General features: G+C 67.5%; 18 protein-coding genes. 11 read left to right on the top strand and 7 right to left on the bottom strand.

Features of this window, described 5'->3' with window-relative positions:
* The first annotated feature begins 113 nt into the window (after positions 1 to 113).
* The 8 genes from aqpZ to ptsN all read left to right on the top strand — a co-directional run bounded on the left by aqpZ (position 114) and on the right by ptsN (position 7409).
* Positions 114 to 800, top strand: a complete 687-nt coding sequence (gene aqpZ / locus MNI96_RS10310) for an aquaporin Z (RefSeq protein ID WP_249692747.1) — start codon at positions 114 to 116, stop codon at positions 798 to 800.
* 155 nt (positions 801 to 955) lie between these two features.
* A complete protein-coding gene (locus tag MNI96_RS10305) occupies positions 956 to 1591 on the top strand; it encodes a ribonuclease D (RefSeq protein WP_249692745.1) in 636 nt (211 codons plus the stop codon).
* 158 nt (positions 1592 to 1749) lie between these two features.
* A complete protein-coding gene (lptC, locus tag MNI96_RS10300) occupies positions 1750 to 2460 on the top strand; it encodes an LPS export ABC transporter periplasmic protein LptC (protein WP_249692744.1) in 711 nt (236 codons plus the stop codon).
* A complete protein-coding gene (gene lptA, locus MNI96_RS10295) occupies positions 2457 to 3038 on the top strand; it encodes a lipopolysaccharide transport periplasmic protein LptA (RefSeq protein ID WP_249692742.1) in 582 nt (193 codons plus the stop codon). Before lptC ends, lptA begins: the two co-directional genes overlap by 4 nt.
* Positions 3039 to 3227: 189 nt before the next feature.
* Positions 3228 to 4016, top strand: coding sequence for an LPS export ABC transporter ATP-binding protein (gene lptB, locus MNI96_RS10290; RefSeq protein ID WP_502960329.1), 789 nt, complete (start codon positions 3228 to 3230; stop codon positions 4014 to 4016).
* Between the two features lie 224 nt (positions 4017 to 4240).
* A complete protein-coding gene (rpoN, locus tag MNI96_RS10285) occupies positions 4241 to 5824 on the top strand; it encodes an RNA polymerase factor sigma-54 (protein WP_249692740.1) in 1584 nt (527 codons plus the stop codon).
* A 450-nt stretch (positions 5825 to 6274) separates the two neighbouring features.
* Positions 6275 to 6853 (top strand): ribosome hibernation-promoting factor, HPF/YfiA family, encoded by a 579-nt coding sequence (gene hpf / locus MNI96_RS10280; protein WP_249692737.1) that lies wholly within the window; start codon positions 6275 to 6277, stop codon positions 6851 to 6853.
* Positions 6854 to 6944: 91 nt separating this feature from the next.
* Entirely contained in the window at positions 6945 to 7409 is a 465-nt protein-coding gene (ptsN, locus tag MNI96_RS10275; RefSeq protein ID WP_067223557.1) for a PTS IIA-like nitrogen regulatory protein PtsN, read from the top strand.
* 120 nt (positions 7410 to 7529) lie between these two features.
* Here ptsN and MNI96_RS10270 read toward each other — a convergent pair whose 3' ends face one another.
* Entirely contained in the window at positions 7530 to 7787 is a 258-nt protein-coding gene (locus MNI96_RS10270; RefSeq protein ID WP_249692735.1) for a BQ00720 family protein, read from the bottom strand.
* 76 nt (positions 7788 to 7863) lie between these two features.
* Positions 7864 to 8292 carry an Hsp20 family protein gene (locus MNI96_RS10265; protein WP_067223553.1) on the bottom strand — a complete coding sequence of 143 codons (429 nt, stop codon included), beginning with the start codon at positions 8290 to 8292 and terminating at the stop codon, positions 7864 to 7866.
* Between the two features lie 466 nt (positions 8293 to 8758).
* Between MNI96_RS10265 and MNI96_RS10260 the strand changes: the two genes are divergently transcribed.
* Together MNI96_RS10260 and MNI96_RS10255 are read left to right on the top strand one after the other, a co-directional pair.
* Complete coding sequence (locus MNI96_RS10260; RefSeq protein WP_249692734.1) at positions 8759 to 9340, top strand: hypothetical protein; 582 nt, start codon at positions 8759 to 8761, stop codon at positions 9338 to 9340.
* 16 nt (positions 9341 to 9356) lie between these two features.
* Positions 9357 to 11042, top strand: coding sequence for a methyl-accepting chemotaxis protein (locus MNI96_RS10255; protein ID WP_249692733.1), 1686 nt, complete (start codon positions 9357 to 9359; stop codon positions 11040 to 11042).
* A gap of 115 nt (positions 11043 to 11157) precedes the next feature.
* Here the strand turns inward: MNI96_RS10255 and MNI96_RS10250 are convergent, their stop codons facing one another.
* From MNI96_RS10250 to MNI96_RS10225, 5 genes are all read right to left on the bottom strand, one after another.
* The gene (locus MNI96_RS10250; protein WP_249692732.1) at positions 11158 to 11595 is read right to left on the bottom strand and encodes a VOC family protein; all 438 of its coding nucleotides are present in this window, start codon (positions 11593 to 11595) and stop codon (positions 11158 to 11160) included.
* Between the two features lie 19 nt (positions 11596 to 11614).
* Positions 11615 to 12391, bottom strand: a complete 777-nt coding sequence (locus tag MNI96_RS10245) for an SDR family NAD(P)-dependent oxidoreductase (protein ID WP_249692731.1) — start codon at positions 12389 to 12391, stop codon at positions 11615 to 11617.
* 1 nt (position 12392) lies between these two features.
* Positions 12393 to 13670, bottom strand: a complete 1278-nt coding sequence (locus tag MNI96_RS10240) for a dihydrolipoamide acetyltransferase family protein (RefSeq protein WP_249692730.1) — start codon at positions 13668 to 13670, stop codon at positions 12393 to 12395.
* A 3-nt stretch (positions 13671 to 13673) separates the two neighbouring features.
* The gene (locus tag MNI96_RS21860) at positions 13674 to 15752 is read right to left on the bottom strand and encodes an alpha-ketoacid dehydrogenase subunit alpha/beta (RefSeq protein ID WP_349629150.1); all 2079 of its coding nucleotides are present in this window, start codon (positions 15750 to 15752) and stop codon (positions 13674 to 13676) included.
* A gap of 212 nt (positions 15753 to 15964) precedes the next feature.
* Complete coding sequence (locus tag MNI96_RS10225) at positions 15965 to 16894, bottom strand: LysR family transcriptional regulator (RefSeq protein WP_249692729.1); 930 nt, start codon at positions 16892 to 16894, stop codon at positions 15965 to 15967.
* A gap of 288 nt (positions 16895 to 17182) precedes the next feature.
* Between MNI96_RS10225 and MNI96_RS10220 the strand changes: the two genes are divergently transcribed.
* Positions 17183 to 18388 carry an ABC transporter substrate-binding protein gene (locus tag MNI96_RS10220; RefSeq protein ID WP_249692728.1) on the top strand — a complete coding sequence of 402 codons (1206 nt, stop codon included), beginning with the start codon at positions 17183 to 17185 and terminating at the stop codon, positions 18386 to 18388.
* The last annotated feature ends 2 nt before the right edge of the window (positions 18389 to 18390 follow it).

The raw sequence follows: 18390 nt of genomic DNA, 5'->3' as shown, positions 1-18390 counted from the left end.
GCGCGCCTGCCGCATACGTTGGACGCAGCCGCACTTGCAATTTCCAGTTGACTTGCCGCCTACCCGGTGTCCCCTTGCATGATCGATTGACTGCCCATGGGGGTAAAAACGTAATGCAAAAGAAACTCTTGGCGGAAGCCATCGGAACGTTCTGGCTTGTCTTCGGCGGTTGCGGCAGTGCCGTTCTTGCCGCCGGTTTTCCCGAACTCGGCATCGGCTTCGCCGGTGTGGCGCTGGCCTTCGGCCTGACCGTGCTGACCATGGCCTATGCGGTCGGAGGCATCTCCGGCGGCCATTTCAATCCCGCCGTCTCGGTCGGGCTGGTGGTGGCGGGGCGGTTCCCGGCAACCAGCCTCCTTCCCTATATCCTCGCCCAGCTTGCCGGCGCAGTGGCGGCGGCGGCGATCCTCTATGTCATTGCCTCCGGCAAGGCGGGAGCGGACCTCGGAGGCTTCGCGGCCAACGGCTACGGCGCGCATTCGCCCGGCGGCTATTCCATGGTTTCGGGCCTCCTGATCGAGATCGTGCTGACGGCGGGCTTCCTCATCGTCATCCTCGGCTCGACCCATGGCCGGGTGCCGGCGGGCTTCGCCCCCATCGCCATCGGCCTGGCGCTGACCCTCATCCACCTGATCTCCATCCCGGTCACCAACACCTCGGTCAATCCGGCCCGCTCCACCAGCCAGGCGCTGTTCGCCGGCGGCTGGGCGCTCGGGCAGCTCTGGCTGTTCTGGGTGGCCCCGGTCGTGGGCGCCGTCCTCGGCGGCCTGATCTGGAAGGGGATGGGCGAACGCGACTGACGCGGCGGCTCCAAGCCGATCGTCCCAAGGAGGCGCGGCATGCCGCGTCTCCTTCCCTTGCCTCGCATACGATGGACGCGGCCGGAAAACGCCGATATCAAGGGCGTCACTTTCGACAAGGTACTGACACGCATCCCGCCCGGAGGCACCCTTTCATGACCATCCGCCTGCATCGCGGCGACCTGCCCGACCTCGCTTCGCCCGAAATGGCCGCCTACCGGACGGCCGGGGCCGTGGCGATCGACACCGAGACGCTCGGCCTCAAGCCGCATCGCGACCGGCTCTGCGTGGTGCAGCTCTCTCCCGGCGACGGCAGCGCCGACGTGGTGCAGATCGCGCGCGGCCAGACCAGCGCGCCGAATCTCGCAAGGCTGCTCGGCGATCCGGCCAAGACCAAGCTGTTCCACTTCGCCCGTTTCGACGTCGCCGTGCTGTCGCACGGGCTCGGCATCGACTGCGCGCCGGTCTGGTGCACCAAGATCGCCTCGCGGCTGGTGCGCACCTATACCGACCGGCACGGGCTCAAGGACCTCGCCCGCGAGCTGATCGGCGTGGAGATTTCCAAGCAACAGCAGAGCTCGGACTGGGCCGCGGAGACCCTGACGGAGGCGCAGCTCGCCTATGTCGCCTCCGACGTGCTCTACCTGCATGCGCTGAAGGACAAGCTGGCCGAGCGGCTGGAGCGCGAGGGGCGCACGCAGATCGCCGAGGCCTGCTTCCGGTTCCTGCCGACCCGCGCCGCGCTCGATCTTGCCGGCTGGGACGACACGGACATCTTCGCCCATAGCTGAGGCCCGCGCCTCGCGAGAGGCAAGACGACCGGGAGCCCTGCCGTTTCGGCAGGAGGAAGACAGCGCTCTTGCGCATGCCTATATAGGGGCAGGACGAAAGCGCGAGGCGCGCGCATTTGGCGCGCGCGTGCCGACAGGACCCAACGGACGGACACGGCTTGGACCAGGAGGCCTACAGACTGCAGCCCGCCTTCGACGGGCAGGATTTCGGCGGGCCCGAGGATGCGGGCGCGTACGATCCCGTGCGCGAGGCCGCCCGCCGCGAGGCCGCCCGCAAGGCGTCGCGGCGGCACAGCCGCCGGGTGCGCGGCCTGCGCCTGCTGGTGCCCGGGCTCGGCGCCCTGATGCTGCTCGCCATCGTCGCGATGATCGGCGTCAGCAACTATCTCTCGGGCCTCGGCTTCGGCACGGTGACGATCACCGCCGACGGGCTGGTGATGGACAGTCCGGAGTTGTCGGGCCACGACGGCGACCGCTCCTACAAGGTGTCCGCGAGCCGCGCGATCCAGCGCATCAGCGATCCGCGCATCATCGACCTGGAACGGATCGTCGCCGACCTTCGCCTTTCGGCGGACCAGCAGGTCCGCATTGTCGCCGTACGCGGCACGTACAACAGTTCCGAGGAAACCCTGAAGCTCGCCGACGGCGTCGATGTCACCACCAATGGCGGTGAGACGGCGCGCTTCGGCACGCTCGACGCCAACCTGAAGACGGGACATCTGCGCAGCGAGGAAAAGACGCTGCTCACCTCCTCTTTCGGCTCGCTGACCGCCGGACGGATGCGTTTCGACCAGGACGCGGGTACACTGACCTTCACCGACGGCATCTCCATGACGGTGATGCCGCCGAATGCGGAGAAAGCTCCATGATCCCATCGCGGCACGCCCTGCCCGCCCTTTCCGCCCGACTTGCCGTCGCCGCCGGCGCCGCCCTGCTCGGCCTCGCGCTCGCCGCCGGTACGGCCGGGGCGCAGACCTTTTCCGACGCCTTCGCCGGCTTCGGCTCCAACGAACGCGAACCGATCCAGATCGAGGCGCGCGAGCTGCAGGTGCAGGATAAGAGCCAGAGCGCGGTGTTCAGCGGCGACGTGGTCGTCACCCAGGGCGATGCGGTCCTGAAGACCCAGCGCCTGGTCGTGCATTACGACGGCTCGGCCGCCGGCGGCGTCAACCAGCGGATCTCCAGGCTGGAGGCGAGCGGACGCGTCTACATCTCCTCCAAGGACCAGACCGCGACCGGCGAGCGCGCCACCTTCGACATGACCCAGCAGTTGATGGTGATGACCGGCGGCGAGGTGGTGCTGTCGCAGGGGCCGAACGTGGTGGTCGGCAACAAGCTGACGGTCAACCTGAAGACCGGCAAGGCCGACCTGGACGCGAAGAACACCGGCCGGGTGAAGGTGCTGATCCAGCCGAACTCGGTGCGCCAGGGCACGCCGCAGAACTGAGGCCGGGGCGGCACGCCGTCCGTTCGCGCGGGGCAAGCCCCCCGCGCCGGCCCGGCGCTGGCCCCGCACCCGGATTGAACGGCCGCCGCCTTTCATGCAAATAGGCAGCAGCACGACGAGAACGACGAGGCGGTCCGCAAGGGTCCGCGCCCCCCGCAGATCTGGACCGATCCCTTGAAAATCCTCTCCATCTTCCGCCAGGGCACGCAGGACCGGACCGACGAGGCCGCACAGCCCTACGATCCGGCGAGCGAGGACGGGCTGCTCGTCGTCGACGGCATCGGCAAGAGCTACAAGCGGCGCCAGGTGGTCCGCCATGTCAGTCTGATGGTCCAGCGCGGCGAGGCGGTCGGCCTGCTCGGCCCCAACGGCGCGGGCAAGACCACCTGCTTCTACATGATCACCGGGCTGATCCAGCCCGACCACGGCACCATCCGCCTCGACGGCTTCGACATCACCCGCCTGCCGATGTACCGGCGCGCAAGGCTCGGCATCGGCTACCTGCCGCAGGAGGCCTCGATTTTCCGGGGCCTGTCGGTGGAGGACAATATCCGCGCCGTGCTGGAGGTGGTGGAGCCGGACCGCAAGCAGCGCCAGCACGACCTGGAATCGCTGCTGGAGGAATTCGGCGTCACGCATCTGCGCGACTCGCCCGCCATCGCCCTGTCGGGCGGCGAGCGGCGCCGCGTGGAGATCGCCCGGGCGCTGGCCAGCCGCCCGACCTTCATGCTGCTCGACGAGCCCTTCGCCGGCATCGACCCGATCGCCGTCGGCGACATCCAGCAGCTGGTGCGCCACCTCACCCATCGCGGTATCGGCGTCCTGATCACCGATCACAACGTGCGCGAAACCCTCGGCCTCATCGACCGGGCCTATATCATCGCCGCCGGCGAGGTGCTGACCGAGGGCTCCCCCTTCGAGATCGTCGCCAACCCGGACGTGCGCCGGCTCTATCTCGGCGAGCAGTTTACGCTTTGATGCGAAAACGCCCTTAGGCTACAAAGCAAGAAGCGGACCAATCGCGCCGGGGGCAGGTGCGGCGCGTTCCCGCATGCGCAGCAGGCACCGCGCGGGCGGCGAGGCAGGTCCGGGGAGCCGGCGGGCGACGGGGCATGTCCGCGGGCCGCATCCGTGCAGGCGCGTGCCTGCAACGGCCGCAGATCCCTTGCATCGAAACGCCCCGCAGCAGTCCGGGAGCCTTCATGGCGCTGTCGCCGAAGCTCGAGATCCGCCAGGGCCAGACCCTGATCATGACGCCGCAGCTGATGCAGGCGATCAAGCTGCTGCAGATGTCGTCGCTCGACCTGACGAGCTATGTCGAGGCGGAAATGGAGCGCAACCCGCTGCTGGAGCGCGCCGACGGCGAGGGCGGCTCCAACGAGGGCGACGGCGGCGGCGAGAGCGAGGGAGCGGGCGAGCGGGAAGCGGCCGAGGCCCCCTCTTCCGGCAACGAGGGCGGCAGCGAGGGCGACGGCGATGTCTGGCTGAGTTCAGAGCTGTCCGACAGTTCGCGCGACATCGCCCAGCGCCTCGACACCGATCTCGGCAACATCTATCCCGACGATCCCGGCACCGGCCGGGCGGAGACGGGCGCGGGCGAGGCGCAGCAGCGCGACCCCTGGCAGACCGGCCTGACGACGCGCACCGGCGCGGGCGGCGCCTCGGAGGACTACAATCTGGAGGCCTTCGTCGCCTCCGACGTGTCGCTGCAGCAGCATCTCGGCGACCAGATGGTGCTGGCCGTCGCCGATCCGGTGGACCGTCTCGTCGCCCAGGTGCTGATCGACAATCTCGATGATGCCGGCTATCTGCGCCTCGACCTCGACGACACGGCCGAGCGGATGGGCATCGAGCGCGCGCGCCTCGACAGCATCCTCGCCGTGCTGCAGACGCTGGAGCCGACCGGCGTCTTCGCCCGCTCGCTCGCCGAATGCCTGGCGTTGCAGCTGATCGAGAAGAACCGCTTCGATCCGGCGATGGAAAAGCTGATCGAGAATATCGACCTGCTGGCGCGCCACGACTATCCGGCGCTGCGCCAGGCCTGCGGCGTCGACGACGAGGACCTCAAGGAGATGATCGCCGAGTTGAAGGCGCTCGACCCCAAGCCGGGCAGCTCCTTCGGCGAAACCCTGATCCAGCCCGTGGTGCCGGACGTGATCGTGCGCCGGGCGCGCGACGGCGGCTGGTCGGTGGAGCTGAACACCGACACGCTGCCCAAGGTGCTGGTCAACCAGACCTACTACGCCCATATCAGCCGCCAGGCGCGCGACGAGGCGGAGAAGACCTTCCTCACCGAATGCCTGCAGACCGCCAACTGGCTGGCCAAGAGCCTCGACCAGCGGGCCCGCACGATCCTCAAGGTGGCGAGCGAGATCGTCCGCCAGCAGGACGCCTTCCTGGTGCATGGCGTGCAGCACCTGCGGCCGCTGAACCTGCGGACCATCGCCGAGGCGATCTCTATGCACGAGTCCACCGTCAGCCGCGTCACCTCGAACAAGTACATGGCGACGCCGCGCGGCATCTTCGAGCTGAAATACTTCTTTTCCGCCGCCATCGCCTCTGCCGGCGGGGGCGATGCCCATTCCGCCGAGGCGGTACGCCACCGCATCAAGGTGCTGATCGATGCGGAAAGCCCGGACGACATCCTCTCCGACGACACGCTCGTCAAAATGTTGAAGGACGAGGGGATCGACATTGCCCGCCGAACGGTTGCAAAATACCGGGAGTCCCTGCGCATCGCCTCTTCCGTCCAGAGACGACGGGAGAAGAGGGCAAGCCGGGGCTGAAACCAGCGCGCACGCCGCAGACGCGGCGCCGGGCCGGGGCGGCAGGGAAAGGCAGGGTGGCAATGAAACCCTTGTTTCTTCAGGCACTTGGCGAGGCCGTCGGCCTTCGCGCCGACCGCTGCCGCCGCACCGCCGGCCGGACTCCATTTGACTTAACGCAGCCGCACGCTTATAGACCCGCGCTCATGCGTGCCGGAAACGGCACGTATGGTCGTATCGCGCGCAAGGACGGCGTCTTGGACGCGATCCGGGCGCGAGAGGCGGCCGGCAGACGAACCGCTTCAAGGCGTCGTGCTGCAGGCAAGACCCCGAACCGGGATGCAATAGGTCGGGTTGCGGATATCAATTCGGAGCCCGGTTTGTCACAGTGGGGTCGCCCATGATGAAACTGGCGGGAATCACGCCATATTCAGGCATGGGTCGGTACGACCAGAACAAGAAGAGGTTCTCATGACACTGCGGATATCGGGAAAGAACGTCGATGTCGGCGATGCTTTGCGGACGCATATCGAGGATCGCGTCGCTGAAGCCATCTCGAAATATTTCGACGGCGGCTATACCGGCCACGTGACGGTCGGGCGCGAAGGATCCGGTTTCCGCTCCGAATGCCTCCTCCACCTCGACACCGGCATCGACCTGCAGGTGTCGGGCGACAGCCCGGATCCGCGCCAGAGCTTCGATGCCGCCGCCGAGCGGATCGAGAAGCGGCTGCGCCGCTACAAGCGCAAGCTCAAGGATCATCACGCCAATGGCGCCGCCAACGGGCGCGAGGTGTTCGAGGCGACCTCCTATGTCCTTGCTTCCATGGAGGAGGACGAGGAGGTCCCGGCAGACTTCACCCCGCTGGTGGTCGCAGAGACAACCGCCAAGGTGAAGACCATGACCGTCGGGATGGCGGTCATGCAGCTCGATCTCGCGGAATCACCCGTGGTGGTGTTCCGCAATGCCGGCAGCGGGACGGTGAACGTCGTCTACCGCCGCCCCGACGGCAATTACGGGTGGATCGACCCGGACAACGCAGCCCGATAGACCATCGATGCAATCCGGCCCGCCGCATTCCCTCAGCGGGATGCGGCGGCGCGCCGGTTGCCTTTCCGTTTCTCGAACCAAGAGTCGCCTTATGGATCTCAACGATCTCATCACATCGAAAGCGATCGTTCCGAGCCTGAAAGCGAACAGCAAGAAGCAAGCGCTCCAGGAACTCGCCGCCAAGGCCGCAGCCGTCACCGGCCTGCCCGAACGGGATGTGTTCGACACGCTGTTGCAGCGCGAACGCCTCGGCTCGACCGGGGTGGGCAACGGCATCGCCATTCCGCATGGCAAGCTGGTTCGTCTGGACAAGCTTGTCGGCCTGTTTGCCCGTCTGGAGCGTCCCATCGATTTCGATGCGCTGGACGACCAGCCGGTCGACCTGGTGTTCGTCCTGCTCGCGCCGGAAGGCGCCGGTGCCGATCATCTCAAGGCGCTCGCCCGCATCGCCCGGCGCATGCGCGATCCGGGAACGGTCGCCAAGCTGCGCGCCACCAGCGACGCCGACGCGCTCTATTCCATCCTGACGCAGCCGGTCGCCTCCAACGCGGCCTGAGGCCGGGAAAGGCGCCTGTCGCCCGGATATGAAAAGGCCCCGGTTCCTTGGCGGAACCGGGGCCTTTCGCGTCATGGGATCGGAAGACCGGCCCGCGGCACGCGGGGGCCGTTCGGCGCGTCAGTGCAGCGCCACGGTGTGGAGCTGATGCTCGGCCGCATTGGCCAGCGCCGTCTCGCGGCTGTCGGACAGCATGATCGGCGTTCCGTCGGCGTTGAGCAGAACCCAAAGGTTCAACCCCGGGCGCATGCGCGGCGCCTGCGGAAACAGCGTCGTCAGATCGTCCGAGGTCATCGGCTTCACATAGGCGATCTGCCCGGTACCGAGCGCCTGGAATTCGCCGGGCTTCATGGTGAAAGTCTGTTCGTCACACGTCATGGCATCGCTCCTTTCGCGTGGCCGGCAGGTCGCCGCACCACCGCTCCGGTCCGTGCGCCCAAGGTCGAATACGGGGTCAGTCCCGCGCGTCGATCTCGATGCGGCGCACGATACGCTCGGGTTCCGGGCGGATGAGATCGATGGAAAGCAGGCCGTCCTTCAGTTCCGCACCGAGGATCTCGATCCCTTCCGCCAGAACGAAGGCTCTTTGAAACTGCCGGGCCGCGATGCCGCGATGCAGGAACTGCCGCGTCTTGTCGTCTTCCTGGCGTCCGCGGATCACGAGCTGGCTCTCCTCGACGCTGACGTCGAGCTGGTCGCGGGTGAAGCCGGCAACCGCCAGGGTGATGCGGATGATCTCGCCGCGCGTCTCGGTCTTGGGCAGCCGCTCGATATTGTACGGCGGATAGCCGTCGTTCGAGCCCTTGCTGACCCTGTCGAGCATCCGTTCCAGATCCTCGAAGCCGAGAAGCAGGGGAGAGGAAAACGCAGACATGCGCGTCATATGCTTCAAGCCCTATTTCAAAGCGGCCCAGTTCCGAACGATCCGTCCGCCGGCTGACCGGCGCGACCGAAACGTCCAACACGCCGGACCCTGACGGCATCCGGCCGGAACACACCTGGTTCCGTCTCGTCATATATGGCGAGACCGGCCGGCGAGTTCAAGAAAGCGCTTCGGCAGGCCGATCGCAGGTCCTCGCGTCCCCGCGCAAAGCGGCAGGACGAGGTTCCTTCCCACCGCTGCGTCGCGCCCCTGAGCGAACTGGTAACTGTGTCAGCGTCACATCTTACGAATCATTGCAACTTGCAAATTGCACATTTCTTCGGCAGCAACTCAACAAACTATTGTTTCAATTATACAAAAATAATAATGTTCCACCTAAAGGTTCCCTTAACCCGCGAAGGGGAAGCCTCACCTGATCCTATTGTGGACAGGAGCCTTCAAAATGCGACGTCTTGCGGGAATATGCGTGTTGTCGTCCCTCGCCTTGAGCGGACAAGCGGCGGCCGAGCCGCCGGCACCCGACATCAAGGCGCTCGTCGACGATGCCTTCATCGCCCAGACCCGGGAATGGCTTGCCAATCCGATCGTGCCGCTGTCGATCAACGCGCAGAACGAATTGCGCGGCAATCTCAGCCAGGCGGAGATCGACGCGCTGGACCAGCAATGGGTCGCCGAGCGCAAGAGCGACGACAAGCCGCTGATTTCGGCCACTCTGTCAGCGCCCCTGTCGATCTACCTGCTGCGGGTCCAGGCCCAGACGCTGGGGCTCTATACCGAAATCTTCGTGATGGATGCGCATGGCCTCAATGTCGGCCAGAGTTCGATCACCGGCGACTATTGGCAGGGCGACGAGGCGAAGTTCCAGAAGACCTTCCCCAATGGCCCCGACGCCGTATTCATCGACGAGCCGGAATGGGACGCCGACCGCCGGATCTGGCGCGCCCAGCTCAACCTGACGATCGCGGACGATACCGCGAAGCCGATCGGAGCCGTCACCGTCGAGATCAACCTTACCGAGCTCGCGCGTCGCGCGGCTCCGGCCAGCTAAGTTCGGGACGGATATCATGTTCGCCAAGCTTTCGGTTTCCACCAAGGGCGCAATCGCCTTCTCGTGTCTGGCGCTGATCGGCGCAGTCGGCGGCGCCATCACCTGGTCCAAGACCATTTCCGCCGCCGACGCGGTCACCCAGGCCGAGCGGGTGACGGCGATCTCGCGCGATGCCGACGAGCTGAAGCAGGCCGTTCTGGAACAGGCCCTGTGGGTCAAGAACTTCCTGTTGACCGGCAACCGCGACTGGGTCGGCCAGGTCGAGAGCCAGACCACGGCCATTTCCGTACGGATCGACGGACTGAAGTCCAGCCTGGCCTCTCTCGACGGCACGCTTGCCGGCCAGGCCGACACGATCCGCACCGCCTGGAGCGGCTGGCACACCGATTTCGCCAGCGAGCAGATCCGCCTGATGCGCGTGCCGGAGACGGTCGATCTCGCCCGTGCCATGGAACTGACGCCGACCGGAGCGCGCTTGCTCAACACGACGTTCGACGGCGTGACCGAGCTCCAGGCCACCTTGCAGACGCGCGAAAACGCCCTGCTCGCCGAACAGCGGGCCGAGCTCGCCTCCGCCCAGATGATCGCGCTCGGCAGCGGCATTCTCATCACGCTCTTTGCCGCCATTCTCGGCTACCTGAACTTCGCCATCGTCTCGCGGCCGCTCGCAAGGCTTGCCGACGTGGTGCGCAAGCTCGCCGACGGCGACACGAACGAGGAGATCGACCTCGGCAACCGCGCCGACGAGATCGGCCGTATGGGCAATGCGCTCGGCGTGTTCCGCGCCAACCTGATCCGCACCCGCGAGCTGGAAGCCGAGACCGAGCAGGCGCGCCTCGACGCGGCCGAGCGCCGGCGCATCGAGATGGAGCGCGTGGCCGCAAGCTTCGAGGAGACGGTGATGACCATCACCCGCGAGATGATCGGCGGGCTGGAGACGCTGAACGGCACGGCCGGCGCGCTGGCCGACATCGCCGAGGGCACCACGCGCCAGGCGCTGTCGGTCTCCTCCGCCTCGCAGCAGGCGACCGAGAACGTCAACACCGTCGCCAGCGCCACCGAGGAGCTGTCCGCCTCCATCGCCGAGATCAACGAACAGGTGCATGCCTCGTCCAAGGTGGTGACGGAAGCCTCCACCGAGGTCGAGCGCTCGAACCAGGCGGTCAGCAAGCTGCAGCAGGTGGTGGCGCGGATCGGCGACGTGACGAAGCTGATCACCGACATTGCCGAGCAGACCAACCTGCTGGCGCTCAACGCCACCATCGAGGCGGCACGCGCCGGCGAGGCGGGACGCGGTTTCGCGGTCGTCGCCTCCGAGGTCAAGGCGCTGGCCGAGCAGACCGCCAAGGCGACCGAGGAGATCGACGCGCAGATCTCCGAAATGCGCCACGCGGCCGACGATTCCATCGTCGCCACCGGCTCCGTCGCCGAGATGGTCCAGACCATCCGCCAGCGCACCTCGGCGATGGCGGCCGCAACGGAGCAGCAGAACGCGGCGACCAACGAAATCGCCCGCAACGTCGCCGAGGCGGCCAAGGGCACGCGCAGCGTCAGCGGCTCGATTGTCGAGGTCAGCGAGCAGGCGAACCAGACCGGCGCGCTCAGCAACGAGATGCGCGAGTCGATCAGCGACCTGCACGACCGCTCCACCCGGATGCAGGCGGCGATGAACGAGTTCCTCTCGACCATCCGCGCGGCCTGACCGGACGCACCGATAAAACACAGAACGCCCGCGAGGAGGTTCCTCGCGGGCGTTCGTGCATCCTGCAACCGGCCGGGCACCGGACGCAGGACAATGCAGATCGACAATGGCGTGGCTACCGCTCGATCAGTTCCAGCACGACACCGTCGCCCGGATTGCGCAGATAGGCGATGCGCTTGCCCTTGTTCGGGCCGGCGCTGACCACCACCACATCGCCGAGAAGGTCCAGCGACCACTCGGCGCAGCGCTTCAGCATCTCGTCCATGTCGTCGACATCGAAGCCGAGATGCAGCGAGCCGAGATCGCACGGACGCGGGCGGAAATCGCCGCGCTCCTGCGGCGCTGCGTAGCACAGCAGCTCCACCGTCGCGGTGCCGTTGCGCATATAGGCGATCTCGACCTCGCAGCCGGCGACGCCGATCACCCGCGAGATGGTGTCCGGGTCGCGCGGCGCGCGTGAGATCGTCTCGAAGCCGAAAAGGTCGCGGAACATCGCCTCGGAACGGTCGAGATCGGCGACCGTGATGCCGGTGTGGTTTTGCGTGACGGACATGAATCCTCCCATATGTCGTTCAGTGGGCGAGATAGCCGCCGTCGACGGGCAGCACATGGCCGGTGACCATGGCCGCCGCCGGGGCGCACAGATAAAGCACGGCCGCGGCCGCGTCACGCAGGGCGGCGAAACGGCCGAGCGGCATGGACGCGAGCAGCGGTTCGGAAACGCCCGGCTGGTCGAGGAACGCGCGGTTGAAGTCGGTGCGGATCCAGGTCGGCGCAACCGCATTGACGCGGATGCCGAGCGGCCCCCACTCCATCGCCAGGCCGCGGGTCAGGTTGACCATCGCACCCTTGGACGCGTGGTAGGAGGCGATGGGATAGAAGCCCCCGCCCGACAGCGCCATGATCGAGGCGATGTTGACGATGGCGCCTCCCCCCTTCGCCACCATGCCGGGCTGGACGAGGCGGCTCAGCTCGAACGCCGCATCCAGGTTGACCGCCATGGCCTGGCGCCACAGGTCGGGCCTCAGCTCGGTCGCCGGCACGCGCTGCACCAGGGCGGCATTGTTGACCAGGATATCCGGTGCACCGGCCCAATCCGAGACGTCCTCGACCACAGCCGAAAGCCGTCCCGGCTCGGCGATGTCGGCGGTGACGGCAAGGCAGCGGGCGCCGCCGGCCTGAAGGTCGGCGACGGCTTCGCCCAGTGCCTCGCCGTCCCGGTCGACGAGCGCCACCGCGGCGCCCGCCTCGGCGAGCAGCCGGGCGCTTTCCAGCCCGATGCCGCGCGCCCCGCCGGTGATCAGCGCGACACGGTCGCCGAGGTCGAACAGCTCCTTCAGCATCGCCATCTCACGAGGCCAGCAGAAGCGGGTTTTCGATGATGGTCTTGAGCTGCCGCAAGAGCTGCGCGCCGACCGCCCCGTCGATGGCGCGGTGGTCGACCGACAGGGTCAGCCGCAGGCGCTGCACCTCGACCGCCTGGCCGTCGCGCAGCGCCAACTCCGTCTCGGTGGTGCCGACCGCAAGGTTCATGCTCTGCGGCGGGTTGATGATCGCCGAGAAGGCGCTGACGCCGTACATGCCGAGATTGGACAGACCGGCAAGACCGCCGGAATAGTCCTCCGGCATCAGCCGGCCGGCGCGGGCCCGGGCGATGGCATCGCGCGCGGCCTGCGACAGGGCGCCGGGCGACAGCCGGGCAGCGTCGCGCAGGATCGGCGTGATCAGTCCGCCGTCGAGCGCAACGGCCAGGCCGATGTCGACGCTGGCGTGACGCACCAGGCCCGCCTCGCTCCAGGTCACCATGGCATCGGGCGTGCGGGCGATGGCCAGCGCATAGGCCTTCATCACCAGGTCGTTGACCGTCAGCTTCGCGTCCGAACCGGAGGCCGCCAGCGCAGCGTTGAGGTCCTTCCTCAGCGCCAGCAGGGCATCGGCCTCGCAGCGGACCTCCAGATAGAAGTGCGGGACGGTCTGCTTGGCCTCGACCAGCCGCTGGGCGATGGTCCGCCGCATCGCCGTGTGCGGCTCCACTTCGCCGGCCGGGGCTGCCTGCGGCGCGGGTGCGGCAGCAGGCGCGACAGGTGCAGGAGCAGGGGGCGATGCCGGTACGGGGGCCGGCCGCTCGGCCGCCTCGCGGATGTCGGCGGCGAGGATCCTGCCCTTGGGGCCGGTGCCGCGCAGGCCGTCTGTCTCCACGCCCATCTCGCGCGCCAGACGGCGGGCCAGCGGCGAGATCCGCCGGGGCGGCGCGTCCGGATCGACGGCCGGTGCGCAAACCGCGACCGGTGCCGGAGCGGGAACGGACTCCGCAACGGCTGCAGGCGCAGGGGCAGGGGCAGCAACAGGCGCGGGCGCAGGGGCTGGTTCCACTGCCGGCTCGGCCGCGCCGCTCGCCAGGATGCCGATCGGGGTCTCGACCGGCACGTCGGCGGTGCCGCCCGGCACCAGGATCGTCTCCAGCACGCCATCGGCCGGGGCCTCGATGTCCATCGCCGCCTTGTCGGTCTCCAGCTCGGCGAGAATATCGCCCTGCCGCACCCGGGTGCCGGGTTCGACATGCCAGCGCACCAGCTTGCCCGACGTCATCGACGGCGAGATGGCCGGCATCAGGATGTTGACGCTCATGGCTCAGGCCCCCGCCAGATCGCGGCGGCACATGCGGCGCACCGTTTCGGCGATGCCGGCGGCGCTCGGCATCACCTCGCGCTCCAGCCGGTCGTTATAGGGCATCGGCACTTCGGCCGAGCCCATGCGCTCGACCGGCGCGTCGAGCCAGTCGAAGGCCTCCTCGGTGATCTGGGCGGCGATTTCCGCGCCGAGGCCGCCGGTGCGCCAGGCCTCGTGCACGACGAGGCAGCGGCTGGTCTTCTTCACCGAGCGAACGAAGCAGTCCATGTCGAGCGGCCGCAGGCTGCGCGGGTCGATGACCTCGACGCTGATGCCCTCGCGGGCCAGGGTCTCGGCCGCCGTCAGGGCGCGCTCGACCATCGCCAGCGTCGCGATCACGGTGACGTCCGTGCCCTCGCGCTTGATGTCGGCCTTGCCGATCTCGATCTCGTAAGGCGCTTCCGGCACAGGCGCCGCGCCGCCGAGATAAAGCAGCTTGTGCTCCAGGAAGACGACCGGGTTGTCGTCGCGGATCGCCGCCATCAGGAGGCCCTTGGCATCATAGGGCGTGGACGGCGCCAGCACGGTGAGGCCGGGAATGTGGGCGAACCAGGCTTCCAGCGACTGCGAGTGCTGGGCCGCAAGACGGATGCCGCCGCCCTGGGGACCGCGGAACACCACCGGCACCGAGGCCTTGCCGCCGAGCATGAAGCGCAGCTTGGCGGCCTGGTTGACGATGGGGTCCATCATGAAGGTGACGAAGTCGAAGATCTGGATCTCGGCGATGGGCCGGCGGCCGGACAGCGCCGCGCCGACGGCCGCGCCCGAAATGACGCCTTCCGAAATCGGCGTGTTCATGATGCGGTCGGGGCCGAACTTGTCGAACAGGCCGCGGGTGACGCCGAAGGTGCCGCCGACCGGGCCGACGTCCTCGCCCATCAGGAACACGGTGTCGTCGCCCTCGATGGACTGAGAGATCGCTTCGCGCACCGCCTCGGTATAGGTGATCGCGCGCGAACCCGGCGCGGGCGGTGCCGGCGGGGTGCGGCGCGGCGCCAGAACCTTGTCGAACAGCATCGGCAGTTCGGGCTCGGGCAGGGTCCCGGCCTTTGTGATCGCCGTTTCGATCTCCTCGGACGCCTCCGCCTCGAGCGCGGCGAATTCCTGCGCATCGACGTCCCAGTCCTCGGCGAGGCGCCGGGCGATCCGGGTCAGCGGGTCTTCGTCCAGCCACTTGCGGATCTCGTCGTCGGTCCGGTAGCCGAGCAGGTTGCCGCGCACCGAGTGGTCGCCGTGGCGATAGGTCAGGCCCTCGATCAGCGTCGGCCCCTCGCCCGCCCGCGCCCGGGCCAGCGCCTCGGAGACGGCCGCATAGACCTCGACCGGGTCGTTGCCGTCGATCCGCTCGCCGGGAATGCCGTAGGCCGCGGCGCGCCCCGCCACCGAGCCGCCGGCCGTCGCCTGCTCGAACGGCGTCGACATGCCGTAGAGATTGTTCTCGCAGAAGAAGACGATGGGCAGCTTCCACAGGGCCGCCAGGTTGAGCGCTTCGTGGAAGATGCCCTCGTTCGAGCCGCCGTCGCCGAAGAAGGCGATGCCCGCATCGTCCGAGCCGCGCTGCTTGGCGGCGAGCGCCGCACCGACGCCGAGCCCCATCGAGGCACCGACGATGCCGTTGGCGCCGAGGATGTTCAGCTCCACGTCGGCGACATGCATCGAACCGCCGATGCCGCCGCAGATGCCGCCGAGCTTGCCGCACAGCTCCGCCATCATGCCGTCGATGTCGGCGCCCTTGGCGATGCAGTGGCCGTGGCCGCGGTGATGGGTGGTGATGAAGTCGCTGCGGCGCAGCGGCAGGCAGGCACCGGCGGCAATCGCCTCTTGTCCGGCCGAGGAATGCGCCGTGCCCTTGATGACGCCGGCCTTGAACAGTTCCTCGGTACGCGTCTCGAAGCGGCGGATCCGCAGCATCGTGCGGGCGAGCGCCAGCATGTCGTCGCGGGTCGGCTCGGGGACGTTGCGGTTGAGGCGCTTGGGCGTGTTCCTGCCGACAGGCAGGGTCAGGCTGCCGCCGGCAGCCGAACGGGCGTTTCTTGCCACGGATGTTTCCTCCCGGGAGTAGCAGGCCGGCACCCGCGGGATGCGGCCATTTCCGGGGAAAGCAAGCATGTTCGCGCGCGCAGGACAAAATCAATGCGCATATGTCTGAAATAACCTGATGTTATGTCTGTGAGTTCAAGATCAGTTTAATCTATGCCGAATGGCGGCGGACGCGGGGTCAGGCCTCAGGAATCCTCGCGTCTGGCGCGCATTCAGTCCTCGGGCGGCAACTCGGCGGTAATCCAGACGCCGTCCGCCGCCAGCTGCCGGGCATGGCCGAGCAGCAGCTCGGTGAACACCCTCATGGCGGCGGTGCGCGGCCGGTCGCGCGAGGTCGCGATGACCCAGGGCCAGGTGACGCCGGCGACGGGCGCGATGGAGATCTCGCCCCGCGTATAGGCCTGGTGGCAGGCGCTGTAGGGCAGGATGCTGTGCAGGCCGCCGCGCGAGACCAGATCGACGATGATCGAGTTGGTCTCCACGATCACCGGCGGATTGCGCAAGGTGGCGGACGGCGGCAGCAGGTCCTCCACCACCCGCCGCAACCCGTTGGGCGAGGGCGTCAGCACCAGGTCGAGACCGACCAGCGAGGCGCTGGGAACGGGCGTATCCATGCGCAGGCCCGCCGTCGGCGAGGCGAGCAGGACCAGCCCTTCGGAGCACAGCGCCTGTCGGTTGAGCCCGCGCGAGGCGCCGTGGTCGGAATAGATCGCCAGGTCGACATGGCGGGTGACCAGCTCCTCCCGGACATTGATCGACACGCCCTCGTGGATCTCGAGGTTGACCTGGGGATAGAGGCGGTGGAACTCGGCCACCACGTCGGCGATCAGCAGCCCGCGCAGGGAATAGGCGGAGGAAATGCGCAAGGAACCGGCCGGCATGGTCTCGGCCGCGATGATGTCCTCCTTGATCAGCTCGACATTCTGCATCAGGGCGCGCACATGATCGGCCAGCCGCTGGCCGGCCGGGGTCAGCGCCACGCCGCGCGGCCGGCGGTCGACCAGCCGGGTGCCGAGTTCCTCCTCCAGCAGCTGCACCTGGCGGCTGAGGGCGGGCTGCGAGACATTCGCCCGCTCCGCCGCATGGGTGATGTTCAGCGTGTTCACCACATGCATGAAATACTCGAGTTGCCGGATTTTCATCGCTTTTCCTCCCCCGCGCGCCGCCGGGCTGAAATGTCTTTTAATTATGGTTTGCATGTCAATTATCTATTTTACACATGCCTTGCACCTGCCTAGCGTTCGTCGGGCAACGGCACGGGTCGCATCCGCGGCTCCCCGCCCAAGCCAAAGCGCAAGTTTCGGGAGCATCTGCGCACCCTCTCGCGACACAGGACGGCACCCCGCTCAAGGCGGCAGGAAGACGAGGACTTCCCGCCGGACCCGTGGATGCGCCTGCATGCTCGCGAGCCTGAAACGGGAGGAAACACGATGAATAAGGTTTATGGCCGCATGCTCGCCCTGATGGCGAGCACCGTGCTGACGATGCCTGCCCTCGCGGACGAGGACCAGGTGAAGATCGCCCTGATGACCGATCTGGCCGGCGCGACCGCCGACTACGGCGGGCCGGGTGCCGTCGAGGCCGTCAAGATGGCGATCGAGGACTTCGGCGGCACGCTGAACGGCAAGCCGATCCATGTCGACTTCATCGACCACCAGAACAAGCCGGACATCGCCGTCACCAAGGCCCGCGAGGCCTTCGACAGCGGCACCGACATGGTGATCAACCTGTCGAATTCGGCCGCCGCTCTCGGCGTGATGGAAATCGGCCTGGCCAAGGACAAGGTGGTGATCGTCACCGGTGCGGGCTCCGACCGCATCACCGGCGATGCCTGCTCGCCCAACACCGTCCATTTCGCGTTCAACTCCTACTCGCTCGCCAACTCGCCGGTGAAGGCGCTGGCCGCGAACGGCGTGAACGACTGGTACCTGATCGTCTCCGACTTCGCCTATGGCCTGTCGGTCGAGGCGGCCGTGTCCGACGCCATCAAGAACGCCGGCGGCACGCTCACCGGCAGCGTCAAGCACCCCGCCTTCATGGCCAGCGACTTCTCGTCCTACGCCCTGCAGGCGATCTCGTCGGGCGCCAAGGCGATCGGCCTGTCGAACTCCTCGTCCGACACCACCAACAGCATCCGCGCGCTGAAGGAATTCGGCCTCGGCGACGACCAGCAGATGGTGGCCTTCACCTTGCTGATCAACGAGATCCACGGCCTCGGCCTCGACCAGGCGTCCGGCCTGCTCTTCGCCGACGGCTTCTACTGGGATCGCACCGATCAGACGCGCGAGTGGTCCAAGCGCTTCTTCGAGCGCGTCGGCAAGATGCCGAACATGGTCAATGCCGGCGACTATTCCGGCACGCTGCACTATCTGCGCGCGGTCGAGGCGGCCGGAACCACCGACGCCAAGACGGTTCTCGCCAAGATGCGCGAGATGCCGATCAACGACATGTTCGCCGAGAACGGCAAGATCCGCGAAGACGGCATGATGGTGCACGACATGTATCTGGTGCAGGTCAAGACGCCGGAAGAGTCGCAGTACGACTGGGACTACCTGAAGGTGCTCGAGACCATTCCGGCGGAGGAAGCCTTCCTGCCGCTCGACCAGAGCAAGTGCTCGCTGGTCAACAAGGGCTGAGC

This window comes from Stappia sp. WLB 29, from assembly GCF_023507705.1.
In the GTDB taxonomy this organism is placed as follows: Bacteria; Pseudomonadota; Alphaproteobacteria; order Rhizobiales; family Stappiaceae; genus Stappia.
This window is presented reverse-complemented; position numbering and strand designations above follow the sequence as displayed.

Coding starts and splice junctions, on each gene's coding strand:
- aqpZ (WP_249692747.1), top strand. CDS start 114: ATGCAAAAGAAACTCTTGGCGGAAGCCATCGGAACGTTCTGGCTTGTC.
- MNI96_RS10305 (WP_249692745.1), top strand. CDS start 956: ATGACCATCCGCCTGCATCGCGGCGACCTGCCCGACCTCGCTTCGCCC.
- lptA (WP_249692742.1), top strand. CDS start 2,457: ATGATCCCATCGCGGCACGCCCTGCCCGCCCTTTCCGCCCGACTTGCC.
- rpoN (WP_249692740.1), top strand. CDS start 4,241: ATGGCGCTGTCGCCGAAGCTCGAGATCCGCCAGGGCCAGACCCTGATC.
- hpf (WP_249692737.1), top strand. CDS start 6,275: ATGACACTGCGGATATCGGGAAAGAACGTCGATGTCGGCGATGCTTTG.
- ptsN (WP_067223557.1), top strand. CDS start 6,945: ATGGATCTCAACGATCTCATCACATCGAAAGCGATCGTTCCGAGCCTG.
- MNI96_RS10270 (WP_249692735.1), bottom strand. CDS start 7,787: ATGACGTGTGACGAACAGACTTTCACCATGAAGCCCGGCGAATTCCAG.
- MNI96_RS10265 (WP_067223553.1), bottom strand. CDS start 8,292: ATGACGCGCATGTCTGCGTTTTCCTCTCCCCTGCTTCTCGGCTTCGAG.
- MNI96_RS10255 (WP_249692733.1), top strand. CDS start 9,357: ATGTTCGCCAAGCTTTCGGTTTCCACCAAGGGCGCAATCGCCTTCTCG.
- MNI96_RS10250 (WP_249692732.1), bottom strand. CDS start 11,595: ATGTCCGTCACGCAAAACCACACCGGCATCACGGTCGCCGATCTCGAC.
- MNI96_RS10245 (WP_249692731.1), bottom strand. CDS start 12,391: ATGGCGATGCTGAAGGAGCTGTTCGACCTCGGCGACCGTGTCGCGCTG.
- MNI96_RS10240 (WP_249692730.1), bottom strand. CDS start 13,670: ATGAGCGTCAACATCCTGATGCCGGCCATCTCGCCGTCGATGACGTCG.
- MNI96_RS10225 (WP_249692729.1), bottom strand. CDS start 16,894: ATGAAAATCCGGCAACTCGAGTATTTCATGCATGTGGTGAACACGCTG.
- MNI96_RS10220 (WP_249692728.1), top strand. CDS start 17,183: ATGAATAAGGTTTATGGCCGCATGCTCGCCCTGATGGCGAGCACCGTG.